The 15,130-nt window shown below is 39.5% G+C and carries 17 protein-coding genes and 1 tRNA gene; 4 read left to right on the top strand and 14 right to left on the bottom strand.

The genetic code is table 11. The annotated features are described in order from the left end of the window. The first annotated feature begins 30 nt into the window (after nt 1-30). Both mce and BMW39_RS15765 read left to right on the top strand, forming a co-directional pair. A complete protein-coding gene (gene mce / locus BMW39_RS15760; protein ID WP_034974797.1) occupies nt 31-429 on the top strand; it encodes a methylmalonyl-CoA epimerase in 399 nt (132 codons plus the stop codon). A gap of 63 nt (nt 430-492) precedes the next feature. Next, nucleotides 493-566, top strand: a tRNA-Ile gene (locus BMW39_RS15765). 74 nt (nt 567-640) lie between these two features. Here BMW39_RS15765 and BMW39_RS15770 read toward each other — a convergent pair. The 14 genes from BMW39_RS15770 to BMW39_RS15840 all read right to left on the bottom strand — a co-directional run bounded on the left by BMW39_RS15770 (nt 641) and on the right by BMW39_RS15840 (nt 12,997). Then, nucleotides 641-1,462 carry an alpha/beta fold hydrolase gene (locus BMW39_RS15770; protein ID WP_034974799.1) on the bottom strand — a complete coding sequence of 274 codons (822 nt, stop codon included), beginning with the start codon at nt 1,460-1,462 and terminating at the stop codon, nt 641-643. Nucleotides 1,463-1,807: 345 nt separating this feature from the next. Then, nucleotides 1,808-2,326: a DsbA family protein gene (locus tag BMW39_RS15775; RefSeq protein WP_034974801.1), complete on the bottom strand. Its 519-nt coding sequence runs from the start codon at nt 2,324-2,326 to the stop codon at nt 1,808-1,810. Between the two features lie 3 nt (nt 2,327-2,329). After that, on the bottom strand, nt 2,330-2,791 hold the full coding sequence (locus BMW39_RS15780) for a redoxin domain-containing protein (RefSeq protein ID WP_034974803.1): 462 nt from the start codon (nt 2,789-2,791) through the stop codon (nt 2,330-2,332). A gap of 4 nt (nt 2,792-2,795) precedes the next feature. Next, nucleotides 2,796-3,497, bottom strand: a complete 702-nt coding sequence (locus tag BMW39_RS15785; RefSeq protein WP_051879897.1) for a YoaK family protein — start codon at nt 3,495-3,497, stop codon at nt 2,796-2,798. Between the two features lie 25 nt (nt 3,498-3,522). Beyond that, nucleotides 3,523-4,569, bottom strand: coding sequence for a cupin domain-containing protein (locus tag BMW39_RS15790; RefSeq protein ID WP_034974805.1), 1,047 nt, complete (start codon nt 4,567-4,569; stop codon nt 3,523-3,525). A gap of 286 nt (nt 4,570-4,855) precedes the next feature. After that, entirely contained in the window at nt 4,856-5,533 is a 678-nt protein-coding gene (locus BMW39_RS15795) for a YoaK family protein (RefSeq protein ID WP_034974807.1), read from the bottom strand. A gap of 23 nt (nt 5,534-5,556) precedes the next feature. After that, on the bottom strand, nt 5,557-6,525 hold the full coding sequence (locus BMW39_RS15800) for an NAD(P)H-quinone oxidoreductase (RefSeq protein ID WP_034974908.1): 969 nt from the start codon (nt 6,523-6,525) through the stop codon (nt 5,557-5,559). A gap of 26 nt (nt 6,526-6,551) precedes the next feature. Continuing rightward, nucleotides 6,552-6,995, bottom strand: a complete 444-nt coding sequence (locus BMW39_RS15805) for a lipocalin-like domain-containing protein (protein WP_034974809.1) — start codon at nt 6,993-6,995, stop codon at nt 6,552-6,554. A 52-nt stretch (nt 6,996-7,047) separates the two neighbouring features. Continuing rightward, nucleotides 7,048-7,605 carry a hypothetical protein gene (locus BMW39_RS15810; protein ID WP_034974811.1) on the bottom strand — a complete coding sequence of 186 codons (558 nt, stop codon included), beginning with the start codon at nt 7,603-7,605 and terminating at the stop codon, nt 7,048-7,050. Nucleotides 7,606-8,246: 641 nt separating this feature from the next. Next, on the bottom strand, nt 8,247-8,798 hold the full coding sequence (locus BMW39_RS15820; RefSeq protein WP_034974815.1) for an antibiotic biosynthesis monooxygenase: 552 nt from the start codon (nt 8,796-8,798) through the stop codon (nt 8,247-8,249). A gap of 23 nt (nt 8,799-8,821) precedes the next feature. Then, complete coding sequence (locus BMW39_RS15825; protein WP_034974817.1) at nt 8,822-11,035, bottom strand: hybrid sensor histidine kinase/response regulator; 2,214 nt, start codon at nt 11,033-11,035, stop codon at nt 8,822-8,824. Between the two features lie 328 nt (nt 11,036-11,363). Then, on the bottom strand, nt 11,364-12,059 hold the full coding sequence (locus BMW39_RS15830) for a LytR/AlgR family response regulator transcription factor (RefSeq protein ID WP_034974819.1): 696 nt from the start codon (nt 12,057-12,059) through the stop codon (nt 11,364-11,366). A 54-nt stretch (nt 12,060-12,113) separates the two neighbouring features. Next, nucleotides 12,114-12,590 carry a Dps family protein gene (locus BMW39_RS15835; RefSeq protein WP_034974821.1) on the bottom strand — a complete coding sequence of 159 codons (477 nt, stop codon included), beginning with the start codon at nt 12,588-12,590 and terminating at the stop codon, nt 12,114-12,116. A 218-nt stretch (nt 12,591-12,808) separates the two neighbouring features. Next, nucleotides 12,809-12,997, bottom strand: coding sequence for a hypothetical protein (locus tag BMW39_RS15840; protein WP_034974823.1), 189 nt, complete (start codon nt 12,995-12,997; stop codon nt 12,809-12,811). A 112-nt stretch (nt 12,998-13,109) separates the two neighbouring features. Here BMW39_RS15840 and tssD point away from each other — a divergent pair, with 112 nt between their 5' ends. Then, nucleotides 13,110-13,517, top strand: coding sequence for a type VI secretion system tube protein TssD (gene tssD, locus BMW39_RS15845; protein ID WP_074719362.1), 408 nt, complete (start codon nt 13,110-13,112; stop codon nt 13,515-13,517). A gap of 293 nt (nt 13,518-13,810) precedes the next feature. Next, a partial coding sequence (locus BMW39_RS15850; RefSeq protein ID WP_074719363.1) for a contractile injection system protein, VgrG/Pvc8 family occupies nt 13,811-15,130 on the top strand: 1,320 nt, incomplete at its 3' end.

The raw sequence follows: 15,130 nt of genomic DNA on the forward strand, positions 1-15,130 counted from the left end.
TCTCCTTACTATTTTTAAAATTAAAACAATATGAAAATAGAACACCTTGGCATCGCTGTGAAGTCTCTTTCAGATTCAGATGATTTGTTTGCCCGACTTTTGGGAAAATCAAATTACAAACAGGAATCCGTAGAAAGAGAAGGCGTTACCACCTCTTTTTATGAACTTGGCGAAAGCAAAATAGAACTTCTGGAAGCCACAAACCCCGAAAGTCCAATCGCCAAATTCCTCGACAAAAAAGGCGAAGGAATCCATCATATTGCCTTCGGTGTAGAAAATATCCAAGCAGAGATAGAAAGATTAAAAAAAGAAGGCTTCATTTTCATCTCCGAAGAACCGAAACAAGGTGCTGATAACAAATTAGTTGTCTTCCTGCACCCAAAATCTACCAATGGCGTGTTGATAGAATTGTGTCAAGAAAAACCATAAAACGTTTTGTAGATAGAGAAATTTTGCTATTTTTGCAAACACAAAATTTAACCAATTTTACGAGGTCCTATAGCTCAGTTGGTTAGAGTCCCTGACTCATAATCAGGTTGTCCCTGGTTCGAGCCCAGGTGGGACCACAACAAAACCCTTGAATACACTGATATTCAAGGGTTTATTTTTTATCGAGCCCAAAGAGAGGCTGGAATTTAAACTACGCCTCAATAAACTCCAAAAGGTCTTTATTAATCGTCGCTGCTTCCGTAGTCGGCATTCCATGAGGGAAACCCGGATAGGTTTTTATCGTTCCGTTTTTCAATAATTTAATTGATTTCAAAGCGGCATTTTGGTAAGGCACAATCTGATCGTCTTCACCGTGAAGCACCAAAACCGGAATATCAACATTTTTCAAATCATCTCTGAAATCAGTCTCAGAAAACGCCTTGATTCCGTCGTAATGCGCTAAGATTCCGCCCATCATTCCCTGTCTCCACCAGTTTCTTTGTATACCTTCTTTCACATCTGCGCCTTCTCTGTTGTAGCCGTAGAAAGGAATGGTCAAATCGATGTAAAACTGCTGTCTGTTGTTTAAAGTCTGGTCTCTGATACCATCAAAAACGGACATCGGAACACCATCAGGATTACTATCGCTCGCTACCATAATTGGCGGAACAGCACTGATTAAAACTGCCTTTTTCGCTCTTCCATTCGCATATTTATTCACATAACGGATAACTTCACCACCACCTGTTGAGTGACCGATGTGAACCACGTCTTTCAGGTCAAGGAATTCTACCAACTCTGCTGCGTCAGAAGCATACTGCTCAATCGTGTGATTGTAAATATCCTGGCTGGAACGGCCGTGACCTCTTCTGTCGTGCGTCACCACTCTGTAACCTCTTTGAAGGAAGAAGATCACCTGTGCATCCCAGTCATCTGATGATAAAGGCCAGCCGTGGTGAAACATCAAAACTGGTCCTTCGCCTTGGTCTTTGTAGAAGATCTCTGTTCCGTCTTTTAATTTTAGTGTGCTCATAATTTAATTTTTTAATGTTGTGATTAATTTATTTTAATATTTTGTTGTCTTAATTCTTTAGCAAATGTAGGATGCTTCAATTCGTTTCCCGTTCATCTAGTTTAATATCGTACATTTTTTGATGATTTTTATTTGGGCAGCTATTTCCGCCTTCCGTTCCCAATCTTTTTTGCTCGACGATTTCAGTTCAGTAGAACTCGAAGCCACGCAAAAAAGGATTTCCACTCAAGTCGGGCTGCAGTTTCAGTGTAAAACACGATTTGATTTCAGAAAGTAGCTTAGGTGTTCTTCTTTACGTTATGATAGAAACTTAAAATTTCTCAAGTGTCAAAAGTTCTCGTGATTTTAACTCTCAGTATTCTCCCTCAAAAGTTCAAACAAATCCTCCGCGCCACCATCGAATTTCTTTCCATTCACGAAGAAAGAAGGCGTTCCGTTCACGCCACTCATAATTCCGCTTTCAAAATCTGAGGCAACCTTATCTGCCAGTTCAGTACTTTCCAAATCTTTTTCAAATTGAGGAATGTTCAGTTTTAAATGTTCCGCCAATTTCACTAATAAGTTCTCATTCAAATCTCTCTGGTTTTCATAAATGGCATCGTGCATTTCCCAGAATTTCCCCTGAAGATTGGCCGCTTCCGCTGCGATGGCCGCCGGTCTCGCGTATTGATGCATTTCAGACAATGGAAAGTTTCTGAAAACAAATTTGATTTGACTTCCAAATTCTTTCATCAATTCTTTCAGAACCGGATAAGCGGCGCCACAGTATGGACATTGATAATCGCCGTACTCTACGATAACGAGGTAGGCTTCTAAGTTGCCTTGTGCGTGGTCAGTGTTGCTGACCGATGGTTTTAGTGACATAATTTATTTTGTGTTAAGGGTTTCTAAAGCGTCTAAAATTCCGTCTGCACCAGGATTGATGGCCGTTGGTGATAGATAACTCCATTCGATGATGCCATCTTTGTTGATGACGAACAGTGCGCGTTTACATTCACCTTCTTCCTCATCATAAACACCATATTTCTTGGCAATTTCTCCTTTCGCTTCAAAGTCTGCGAGTAAAGGGAAGTGTAAATTTCTGGATTGGGCAAATGCAAGATGACACCATTTGCTGTCCACAGAAATTCCGAAAATCTCTGCATCGTATTTCTTAAAAAACTTCAGAGTTTCATTGTACAAAGCCATCTGGTCGCTGCAAACCGGACTCCAGTCGGCGGGATAAAAAGCAAGGATGACATTCTTTCCTTTGAATTCGGAGAGTGTAATTTTCTGGTCTGGCGTTGCGTACAATGTAAAATCTGGAGCAACATCGTTTTTCTGTAACATAATATTAGTTTTTAGCGTTAATTTTTGAAATCAATACTCCGCAAATCATCAGTAGTAATGCAGGAATCATCAAAGACCATTTTCCAAAATAATCGAGTAGGAAAGGAGCGATAAACGCACCCGATAAAAATCCTATCCACAAAAGCAAGAGATGAATGGCATTGGATTGATATTCCTTTTTTTCTGCTTTATCTTTCGTCATCGTCAGCATTGCGGTGTTCTTTGCCAGGCTGTTCAAAGTTCCAGTCACAAAATCTGTATTCACCTTTTGGTTTCCTACAGAAGTTACAATCGTGTTCATCATTCCCATTGAAAATCCGACGATTGCAATGGATAACAGATTATTGATATCATAAAAATAAGCAATAATTGAATAGAAAATTAGAATTCCGGAAACTATATAAAATGTTAATATTTGGTTCTTAATCCGCTTCCATAATGAAACGCAGGTTCCAACATAAATTCCTGTTAGAAAACAACTTATGACTGTAATTGATGTAATAATGATTCCGTACTTTCCTGTTGAAAGTGCGGCTCCCAATGAAGTGGTATTTCCACTCATAAAAGAGACATACGTTTTCCACTGAATCAATCCTGTTGCATCGATATATCCTGCAATCAAAGCCAGAAATACGGCCAATCTCTCCTGCATCTTAATCGAATCAGATGAAACGGAAGAGGTTGTTTTGATGCCGGAATTATCCATTCTTTAGAGAGATTGAGTTCTAATCTTATTTCTTAGGCTGAATAAAAACTTTCTCAGCCGGGAAGTTCTCAATTTCACCTTCTTTCAAACCAAAATTAGTAATGACGACATCTTTTGGATTTCCCGCCAGCCATTCACTCAAATCAATCGATTCGTATTTTCCGCTGTTGAAACCAATCAGAATTCTACAAACCGTGTCGCCTGTATTTTTGATGTAATGTCCGGCTCCCATTGGAACATAACCTACATCTCCGGCACTGAACTGCTCGGTAACACAATTGGATTCTGCAAGAAAAACTGACATCTCAGCTTGTCCTGAAATAAAATATTGCCATTCGTCCGCATTCGGATGCCAGTGCATTTCTCTCAAAGCGCCCGGCTGAAGTTCCAAAATAGAACCAGACATTGTACTGCTGATTGGGAATTCTTTACTCGTCACCAATCTTTGCAAACCTCCGCCCGGAACAATTCTCGGTTGTTGAGAATGCAAAGGATAACGGTGAAAACTCGTCAATTCGATGTCAGATTCGTTCGGGCGAGTTTCAGCAACGAAAGACATCTCGTCAGGAACAATTCCGGCTGCGAAATACGCTTCTTTCTGAGGCAAGGCCGCTACTTCTTCTAAAGTTAAATTTAAATTCTGAGCGACAATTTCCGGTGGTACAGACGAAACAAAATCAGTCACGCTGAACGTATGGTCTTCGGAAAAATTACCGTTGTCAAAAATCAAAATGAAATGACATTCCTCCGTTCCTGTTGCCTGAATCGAGTGACCGTAACCTTTTGGAAAATACCAAACATCGCCCGGCTCAAAATTGTCTGTATAGCTATGTCCGTCCGGATGGATAATCGTGGTACGAACCGTTCCCGAAATCACGTAAGCCCATTCCGCCGCGTTGGCGTGCCAGTGTAACTCTCGCATACTTCCCGGTTGCAGTCTCATAGAAACGCCTGCAATACCGATAGATGCTGGGAAATCTTTTACGGACGCACCTCTTGTAGTTCCGCCGTCGTTGGTTCTTGGTTCTTTTTTTTCTAATTCGTATTTGAAACTTAATGATGCAGTATTCATAATGATAAGTTTTTGTGATGAATGATAGTTTGTCTTTATTTCTACTGTAAAGCTACCTCGGAATCAAGGGGTTTTGAAGTGCTTTTCGGTGAATAGGCAAAATGAGTCGGTGGGAATTTGAAAGGAGTAGTTGGTGTCTTTAGGTAAAGAAAATTGATGAGAGATAAAAAGACTTTCACTTCAAATTTTATTAATTGAAAAACTCCTAATGATGTTGATTTTTAACAATAAAAAAATCCTTCACAATTTTACTTGAGAAGGACGATTATTTAAATGATAAAAGAATTTATTGCAATGATAAAGATTCTTTTCTTGTAGGTATTATGTAGTAAGCAGAAATCAAAATACCCGGAATCAACATTGAAACCAATCCGAAACGAGCAGAAATCAAAGCGCCAAAGACACATCCAATCAAAAAACCTGTCAGAAGTACCAATGATTTCCTTAGTTCTACTAATTTTTCAAGGGTATGTTGTGTAGAGATGTAATTGAAAAAATCAAGGATGGCTTTGGTTACATTGCCTGTCATTACTGTCGTCGGACCAAAAGCAGAATTGGCGTATAAACGGGTTACCGTATTCTGGATTCCCATCGAAAAGACAATCAGCATCAGCATAGAATGATACGTAAATCCTGTTGCAATATGATTTTGTTTTAATAAAAAAGCAATACAACCTGCAACAATCAAAAATATGCCGATGGCTGCAAATATTCCTTTTTCATTTTTATAAAGGCTATCCATTTTTCTGGTCAAGATGACTGCCATTATGAAAACGGGAAAGCTGGCAAGATTGCTAAAATCACGCAATTGCGGGTGGTTCGATAATTTGTAAGCAAAAACCACAAAATTTCCTGTGATATGGGCAGAGAATAATCCATCTGCAACCGTAAAGGTGCTTGTATCCACAAAACCTGCACTGAAAGCCATAATCAGGGACGAATAGAAGACCGCATCTCTTTTCATTGGTTATCAGTTTTAAATTTCTACTATCTCACAAGAATAATCTTTCCTGTGTGAGAACCGTCTTCAAGCAATCTGTGCGCTTCCGCAGCTTCTGAAAAAGGAAATGTTTTGAAAATGACAGGTTTGAATTTTTTAGATTCAATCAAAGGCCAGACATTTTTCTGAATTTCTTTAGCCAATTGTTTTTTGAATTCATATTCACGGCTTCTCAAAGTACTTCCTGTAACGGTTAGGCGTTTGGTCATCACTTTCCAAATGTCTAAATCTACGTGACTGCCACTTACCGCATTGATGTGAACCAATCTGCCTTCAGGTTTCAGAATGTTGATGTTTTTAGCAAGATAATCACCGCCAATCATATCCAGAATGACGTCGACGCCTTCATCTTGCAATTCAGTTTCAAAATTCTGGGTTTTATAATTAATGTAAGAATCTGCGCCAAGTTCAATACATTTCTGGCCTTTTTCATCCGAACCAACCGTGACAATTACTTTTGAACCCAATGCGTGAGCAATCTGAATTCCCGTGATTCCAATTCCGCTGTTTCCGCCGTGGAGCAAAAGGGTTTCTCCAGGTTGAAGATTTCCTCTCTGAAAAACATTAGACCAAACGGTAAAGACTGTTTCTGGTAAACTTGCCGCCTCAGCAAAATTTAAATCTGCCGGAACCGGTAAACATTGACCTTCTCTCACGCTAACGTACTCTGCATAACCGCCACCAGAGAGAAGTGCACAGACTTTGTCGCCAACGGTAAAATCTACGACATCGGGTCCGCATTTTACAATGGTTCCGGCGACTTCCAATCCTGGAATTTCTGCAGCAACACCTTCAGGAGCAGGATAATTTCCTTCACGCTGGAAAACATCTGGACGGTTGATTCCTGCGGCTTTCACTTCGATTAAAACCTCGTCTCTGGATATTTCTGGAGTAGGGTAATCCTGCAATTCCAATACATCAGGACCTCCAGGTTTTGTAATAACGATTGCTTTCATTTTTTTAATTTTAATATCAGATTCTTTCAAACTCTCTTCCAGGTCAGTTGATGAGTCACCAATCGTAAATTGCTGGTGAATGGTTTCTCACTTTCTAGATGCAGAAAACCATCTTTAAAGATAACGATTCTATTCTGCGTTTGCCCCGTCCAGTTGGGAAAAAGTGAGATATACATCGTGTGACTCACCAGCTGTTTTTCATCATCCGTTTTGAACGGCCCCGAATACGCAAGATAGGTTGAACCTTCCTGTGTATATTCTTCCGGCGTAGCATTGGTCCAATGTTCCTGATGAAAGTTTTCCCGATGCGTATCCATAATTTGTGCCGACATAAAGCCGTCAGGATTATACATAATCAGACCTTTCGGATTCTCACCCATTGGATGGGTAATTGCTCCGCCGCCGACAGGAACTTCGATGAGTTCTACCAAAGTCCAGGTTCCTAATAGTTTTTCAAAAAGTGTTTCCATAACTTTGAAATGAAATGAGCGTACCGAGATACGCCCATTATGTTTTTTTGAATTAGAAAGGTTGGTTATATTTTCCGGTCAACGCTTTGTTTTCGATACTTTTTGCAAAATTGGGCGTTTCTTCATGGTTGTGGGCGTCGGAAGCAGCTTGTCTGGAAGCGGCTGCATCAGCAAGATTCACGTTGTGTTCTTTCAGATATTCGAACATTTCAGGAGTTGCAGTGGCGTGGATTTCGTTGGTGTACAACGTCGTGTTATCATCGATTTTTGTGGCTTTTAGTTCCCATAAAACCTGAACCTTGGTACGGCCGCCTTTGGTGATGGAATCTGAGATGGATAACATTCTGCAGTAATCCGGACGGTGTTCAACGGCAACATAATGCTGCACCATCAAAGCATCCCCGATTGTTTCGACGTTTAGAGAAACCGGTTCGCCATCATACGTGGTCGAAATGGCTGCTCCAATATGTTGCGTAGAGCATCTTTGATATTCTGCGTCGGGAAGATTGAGTAACCAATCTGCAATATTTACTTTCTCGATTGGGGCATTGATAATCGCTGTAACGGTTGAGTGAGACAATGCGTTTTCTGGTGTTTGAATAATTTCCATAATGTTTTAATTTTAAGTGTTTAAATTATTTATTTGATTAATTTGATAGTGTAAAGCTACTCACCACTGATGTCAAAATCAATTGAGATTCGATGAACAGGCAGAAAGTGTCGTTTGAAATTTGAAATAGAAAGTTGTTTCGTTACAAAACCCTCGATTTGCGACATAAGTAAAAGTTGATTTGTTTCCCGCAGACCGTGGGAGACTTCCGCCAAAGTTGTTTTGTTACAAAACGTTTGATTTGTGACCAAAGTAAAAGTCATTTGGTTACAAAACGGTCGTTTTGAGACTTCTGCCAAAGTTGTGCAGGTTACAAAACGGTAGTCGTGAGCAATGGTAAAGTTGTTTTGCTTTAAACAAGCTGTTTTGGAGAAAACAAAATGTGTTTTAATTTAAACAAATTGTTTTGAGAGAATGCAAGTTGTGTTTTAGTCTAAACGGGTTGTTTTGAGGAAAAACAAATTGAGTTTTAGTTTAAACGGGTTGTTTAAAGAAAATACAAGTTGTGTTTTATTCTAAACGGATTGATTTGAGAGAATGCAAGTTGAGTTTTAGTCTAAACAGGTTGTTTGAGAAAGCATTAAAATAAAAAATCCATCCCTGTTTTGTTTGAGACGGATTTTATATAAAATCGAATATTCTTATTTATAAAGCCACTTCCTAATCAACTTCGTATAATTCGGCATCACCACGTAAATCACCAGGAAAACCAGACAGCCTGTACTGACCAAAGTGTCAAAATACCGATTGGCAGGAATATTCATTAATCGTAAGGAGGGCAATAACAACAATTGCATCAGCAATGATAAAGGATAGATGGCAGACCAGGTTGCCAGATATTGTTTCCAGCGAACCGGAACTTTGTTGTCTGTTTTTTCGCCGTAAAATAGAAAATCCAGACCGGATTTGATTTCGTAATTGTCTTCTTTTGTGAATAACGGATGGGCTTTGTCAATCAATTTTCTTCTGGTATCAGATTCCATCCAGTTTCGGAGATTCTCAATCGTATCAAAGCGAATGATGACGGTGTAAACAAACGTCAGATTCGGAATCGGGCGCACGATTTGCCAGTCGATAAAACCTTTTGCACTTTTGGAAACGGGCAGAATTTCATCGAGCCATTTTTCGTATTCGGATTGTTTGCCGTCGAGAACGTGGTGCGTGATGACCACCGATGCGCCTTGAGTTTCCATAATGAAATTGGTTTTTAATTAATTTAATTATCGATGGTTTGCATAAATAATTTAGCTTCGAAAAAAGATTTCAGCAAGATATCTTTCACTTCTTCCAAAGCTTTTTCTGATGCTGGATTTTCTTCTGTTGTTAATTCCAAAATATCTAATTTTTCCTCTAATAAAGTTAACAAACCCATTATCGCCACACTCGATTTCAAATCGTGGGCTCTTAATTTCAACAATTTAAAATCTTTTTTTTCATAAGCCAGTTTCAGTTCCTGCAAATGAGTCGGGACATTATCTAAAAACTGTTGCGTCATGGTTCTTTCAAAATCTTTGTCGCCATTGCTGATAGACTTCAAATATGTAAGGTCAATGAACTCATAATGAGAAACGGTTTCTGTAGTTTTTACTTCGGTTTTTTCGTTTTCTTTTAATCCGAAATTGGAGATTAATTTGAATAACTCGTCTTCTTTTATCGGTTTAGAAATGTATTCGTTCATTCCACGGCTCATACATCTTTCGCGTTCACCGGCCAAAGCGTGTGCGGTCATTGCGATGATGGGCGTATTCAGTTTAAGTTCTTCGCGGATGGTCTGCGTGGCAACGTAACCGTCCATTTGTGGCATTTGGATGTCCATCAAAACCAAATCACAGTCGTTGTTTCTGAGAAATTCCAAAGCTTCCAGTCCATTATTTGCAGTTTCAAAATCGATGTTCCATTGTGAGAGAAGATGTTTCATCAGACTTTGATTGATAGCGTTGTCATCCACGATTAACACTTTCAAAGCTGCATTTGTTTTATCTTTAAAATAATCGGTGTCAACTTTCGGAATCACGTTAAGCTGTTCTTTTGCAATTGTGTATGGAATATAAAAATGGAAAGTCGTGCCTTTTCCCTGTTCACTGATGACTTCGATATCGCCGTTCTGCAACTGAATCAGGCTTTTTACAATTGATAATCCAAGTCCGGTTCCGCCATAATTTCTGGTCGTAGAATCTTCGCCCTGATTGAATCTTTCAAAAACTTCACTAAGTTTTTCTTTATCAATTCCGATTCCTGTGTCAGAAACTTTAAAACCGACAATGACTTCATTTTCGGTCTGTTGTTTATTGTAAATTTCGATATTAATGTTTCCCTGATGTGTAAATTTGATGGCATTTCCGATGAGGTTGACCAGAATTTGTGTGAGTCTTGTGGCGTCACCATTCAAAGTATCAGGAATGGACGAATCTATTTTGCTGGAAATCGTCAATCCTTTTTCCTTGGCTCTTTCTACAAAGAAAGTTTCAACTGAATTCACCAAACCATTAATACTGAATATGCCTTTGGTAATGCGCATCATTCCGGCTTCGATTTTTGATAAGTCTAAAATATCATTGATAATCGCCATTAGATTTTCCCCCGAACGCTGAATGGACGAGACAAATTCTTTCGAAGTCTCATCCAAAGGTCTTTTCTGCAAAAGGTTGGTAAAGCCCAAAATTCCGCTCAAAGGCGTTCTGATTTCGTGGCTCATATTGGCGAGGAAATTTTCTTTGGTTTGTGCGGCTACTGAAGCTTTTTTCTCCGCAACATCCAATTCCTGAATCAGCAATCGCTGACGTTTGAACTGGCGAAGAATGTGATAACCGACAATGGAACCGCTTAAAATCAAAAGAATCAATAGGGAAATGTCATACAACCTCGCTTTTTGTCCCATCGCTTCGGTCTCTTTGCTGAGGTCAACCATATGAAGCTTTCGGCTTTCGTAGATTTTTGCAGTGATAGAAGTGATTTCGTTCGAAATTTTTCTGGCTCTCGGGTTGGCAATGGAAGTGTTGTCATCCATATTTCCAAGGGTGTGATAACGAAGCAGTAATTTATCTTTCGTCGTTTTCTTTTCCATTGCAAGAACGCTGAGTCTGTGTATCCATTTTTCTTCCACATCGTCTGAGTTGTCTTTGGAAAGTGAATCCAGAAAGTTTTCTATCTGACTGATTTTTTGGTCAATTCCTTCGAGATGTGTGGTGTCGTTGGTGGCAATGGAAGCTCTGATTCTGCTTTCTACACCGAGAATATCGCGGTCGATTTCACGCAAATGATTGCTGGAACGTAATTCGTTGAGAAGTCGGTTGTTATTTTGGATGAGCTCTTTGGTATTTTTGGCTGAATTGATTTGAACCGCTATCAACAGGAGAGAACCCGCAATAAATGTGAGGATGATGAAATAACTGAACCGTCTGTTTCCCATTACTGAGGATATTTTTTTCATAAATGTTTTTCTTTGTTTTTAACGCAAAGTCCGCAAAGATTTTTTTACTCTTATTGAAAATATTTTTAAGTTCGCAAAGGCGTTTCACTCAGCAAAGATTAAAATATTAAGTTTGTCATTCCGTAGGAATCTGGACAGCTTTGGTTAGATTCCTACTGAATGACAAAATACTGTTTTTGTTTACGTTTCTTTTACGTCGAATTGTCGCAGCCCGACTTGAGCGGAAATCCTTTTTTGCTTGTTCTCAAGTTCTATTTAATCTGAAATCGTGTGCAAAAAAGATTGGGAGCGGAAGGCGGATTAAGCTGCCCAAATCACTCACAAATAATTAGAAAACATTCATTCTCGTGTTGAGTGCCTTTCGATAAGCATCTGCGACGGGAATGAATTTTCCGTTTATCATAATTCCGCCGTCCTGAAGCGTGTCTATCTTGCCGACAGAAACGATGTAAGACCGATGAACTCTGATGAAATGGTCTTTCGGGAGACGTTCTTCCGCCGTTTTCATCTTACCGTGAATGGCGAACATTTTTTCTCTTGTGTAAAACTTCACGTAATCGCCCATTGCCTCGGCGTAAAAAATATCGTCGAGCTTCAAACGCCTTGTGATATTGGAATCTCTTACGAAAAGAAACTCATCTTTGGTGACTTCTACATCTTCTTTTCTGCTTTCCAAAATCGATTGCGCTTTGCTTACCGCCTGTAAAAATCTCGCTGGCATCACGGGTTTCAGGATGTAATCTGCGATATTCAGTTCGAAAGCTTCGAGGGCGTAATCTTTATTGGATGAGGTGAAAATGATGACAATGTCTTTCCCTGAAAGATTTTTGGTGAGTTCGATTCCGGTCATTTCCGGCATTTCGATGTCGAGAAATATCAAATCTACCTGATTGTTCTGCAAATGGTTGTAAGCTTCAATAGCGTTGGAATATTCATTGACAATCGTTAGATTCGGGACTTGTTTTGCCAAATGCGCCAAAGTTGTTCTTGCGATATCGTTGTCATCAATAATTAAAGCTTTCATAGGGATAGTTTATTATGGTTGACACAAATATAATTATTCCTTTTCTTATTTTATTTAATTTCTGAAGTATGAACGAATCATCCAGGCCATTTCTTCATGCGTTTCTATCAGGCTTGTGATGAAGTCGCTGGAACCGTAATCTTTGTATTTTTCAGCAAAAGGCGTCACATTTCCTCTTAGAAAATCGATAATACTTTCGTGGTCTTTTAGTAAATCTTTCATAAAGCCCAATCCGTCATTGGTGCGCTCGCTGTATTCGGTAAGATGAGTCAATTCAAGATAAATTTTCATTGTGGCAGGTGCAAAATGACCAATTTTGCGAAGTCGTTCTGCAACGCTGTCAATCAACTCGTCCAACTGTTTGTACTGCTCTTCGAAGAAGATATGGTTAGCGTGGAAGTTATCGCCTGTCACATTCCAGTGGGCATTTCTTGTTTTGATGTAAAGTACAGTTTCGTCGGCTAAAAGTTTTGCCAATTGTTCTGCGACAGCTTCTGTGCTTTGCTTTGTAAGTCCGATGTTTGTTTTCATAATTTTAAGATTTAAGATGGAGCGGTATTGCTCTTTTTCTGATGTAAAGTTCAGGATGAATCTTAAAAAAATGCTAGATTTTTCGGTGAATGGGCAATATGGGTCGTTGAACTATCTAAATGGAAATTTTATATAGAGTTTGTGTTCATTTAAGAAAATTCAATTTATTTTCGATCGCCATAAATTTGTCAAGCGATATTTTTAGCTAAAAACTCATTTTAAGCCAATAGAGTATTGGTAGATTCTTCACCAGTCTCTGAAACTAAGATGGCTTCATAATTCGCGTCTCGTCCATTTTTTAAATAAACTGTCAGCTTTTCATTTTTCATTTTACTTTCCCCATGGTTTACCGGGTTTACGGTAGATAATTGTTTTCCAAGTTCATGAAAAAATCTTGCAATGATCATTCTGATCTTTAAAAAGTGTAGTAATTCTACTAAAAAAAAAAAAGGGCCGCGATTCTATCTTTGGTATATTAAAAGTAAGAAACAGATCACTTAACATTAATATTCAGAAATCATGGCAAACAATTCAAGAGCCGTTTTGAAATTCAACGGCGGAGCAGAACAAAAGATCCTAAAACTTAATTATGGTGTATCCAGAAACACCGACGTATCAGGTAGAGTTGCATCAGATCCTTCTAATGCGTTGATCAAGATCACAGTGGAAGCAACCGAAGATTCAGGGATCTTGGAAAGCTTACTGAACGGAAAATACAAACCGACAAATGGTGAAGTGACATTCAACAAATCTCACGAAGAAGGAACATTGACCACCTTGAAATGGGAAAATGGCTATGTGATCCAGCATGAGGTAGATTATGACGCTTTGAATGAGGACAACATGTTCATTAGTTTCGTTGTAAGTGCCGAGAAGATCGACTACGGAAATTCTGCATACGACGGTATCTGGCCAGGATCAAAATAATCTTATGATCACAAAGTCTTAGAAAAATAAAAGAGATCAATCCTGATGAAGATCCAATTGTGGCATTTTTCATCAGGATTTTTGATTAATGACCATATTTCCTATAAGTGTTGCATCCTTCTTTTTGGGATTTAATATTGAAGATTCAATCAGTTTCTCACGAATATTTTCAATGGTCTAATGATCTTTTTAATGAAGATTTGAATCAAACTACGAGCATTCTGTTTTTACAATTAAGGAAAAGCGCTCAATTTTATTAAAGTCTTATGCTAAAATTACTAAAATCGCTAAATATGGAAACTCCAATTACACCCGTCCGACCGACTTTCAAACCCGATAATAGTGCCAACTCGATATCCGCAAGTCAGATCTTTGGGATCAATAGACTTGTGAAACTCAATATCGTGATCGAGGGTAAGATGATCTCACATTATAAAAATTTCACCTTATCTCAAAATTCGGATAAGCACCACGAATTCGAACTGGTTTTGGCGCATGACACGCTGGGGAATAAAGAAGATCACAATCTGGAGTCCAGCCACGAGTTTTTAGGAAAAAGAATTACGGTTGTCCAAAAATATAAAGATATCCCCGATAGTCCGGAGCGTACTTTCGTTGGCATTATCACAAAAGTTGGTTTCAGTCAGGAAAAGGGAGGTCTTCCCAATATTGTCCTTTCTGGTTTCAGCCCAACGATCTTGTTGGATGCAGCGCCCAACGTACAGAGTTTCGGTGGGGAAAGTCCTGTCAATATAAGCATTATCGCCTCTCAGCTGATCAAAGAGGGATTGGGAAGTAACAAATATGATGTTCGTGTGGACGCCAATGACCATTCGGAGATCCCGTTCAGTGTCCAGTACAACGAAACGCATTACAACTACCTGGCTAGGATGGCAGAAGCCTACGGTGAACAATTCTATTATGATGGTGAAGTATTACATTTTGGAAAGTTGCCACCACAGAATCCACCTTTGAAACTGATTTATGGAAGCAATGTGAGCGATATCCGCGTGGAACTGAAAGCCGTGCACACAAAACCAGAATTCTATGGTTACAACAGCAGTCAAAATACCAAACTGACCTCGGGAATAACGCCTGTAGATCATAAAAGCGACCTGGCAAAAACTGCCTACGAGAAAAACCAGAACGGCATCTTCACGACCAGGTCTTTACAGGTGGCTCCCATAAAAGCGACCACGGACAAGGATGTCGTCAACTCTCAGGAAAGTACGGCGGGAAGCAAAGCTGTGGAAGTTTTCACTGTCACAGGAAATATTTCGATCCCATTCTTATATCCTGGCTGCGTTGCCGACCTGGAAATGCGAAAACCAGACAGCAATCAAACGAGTTATTTCACAAGGATCATGGTGACGGAGACCACGCACGACGTGGATACCTTGGGACATTACAAAGGGACCTTCAAGGCGATCGCAAGTGATACAGGATTTCTGCCAAGACCACAATTTGACATTCCTGCAGCGCAGCCACAGATCGCTACGGTCATCAGCAATACGGACCCACAAGGCCAAGGTCGGGTAACTGTAAAGTTCGATTGGCAATTGCACGACACCACCAATTTCATCAGGATGATGAGCCCTGATGCCGGAGGAACG

Origin of the sequence: Epilithonimonas lactis (assembly GCF_900110605.1) — a bacterium.
GTDB lineage: Bacteria > Bacteroidota > Bacteroidia > Flavobacteriales > Weeksellaceae > Epilithonimonas > Epilithonimonas lactis.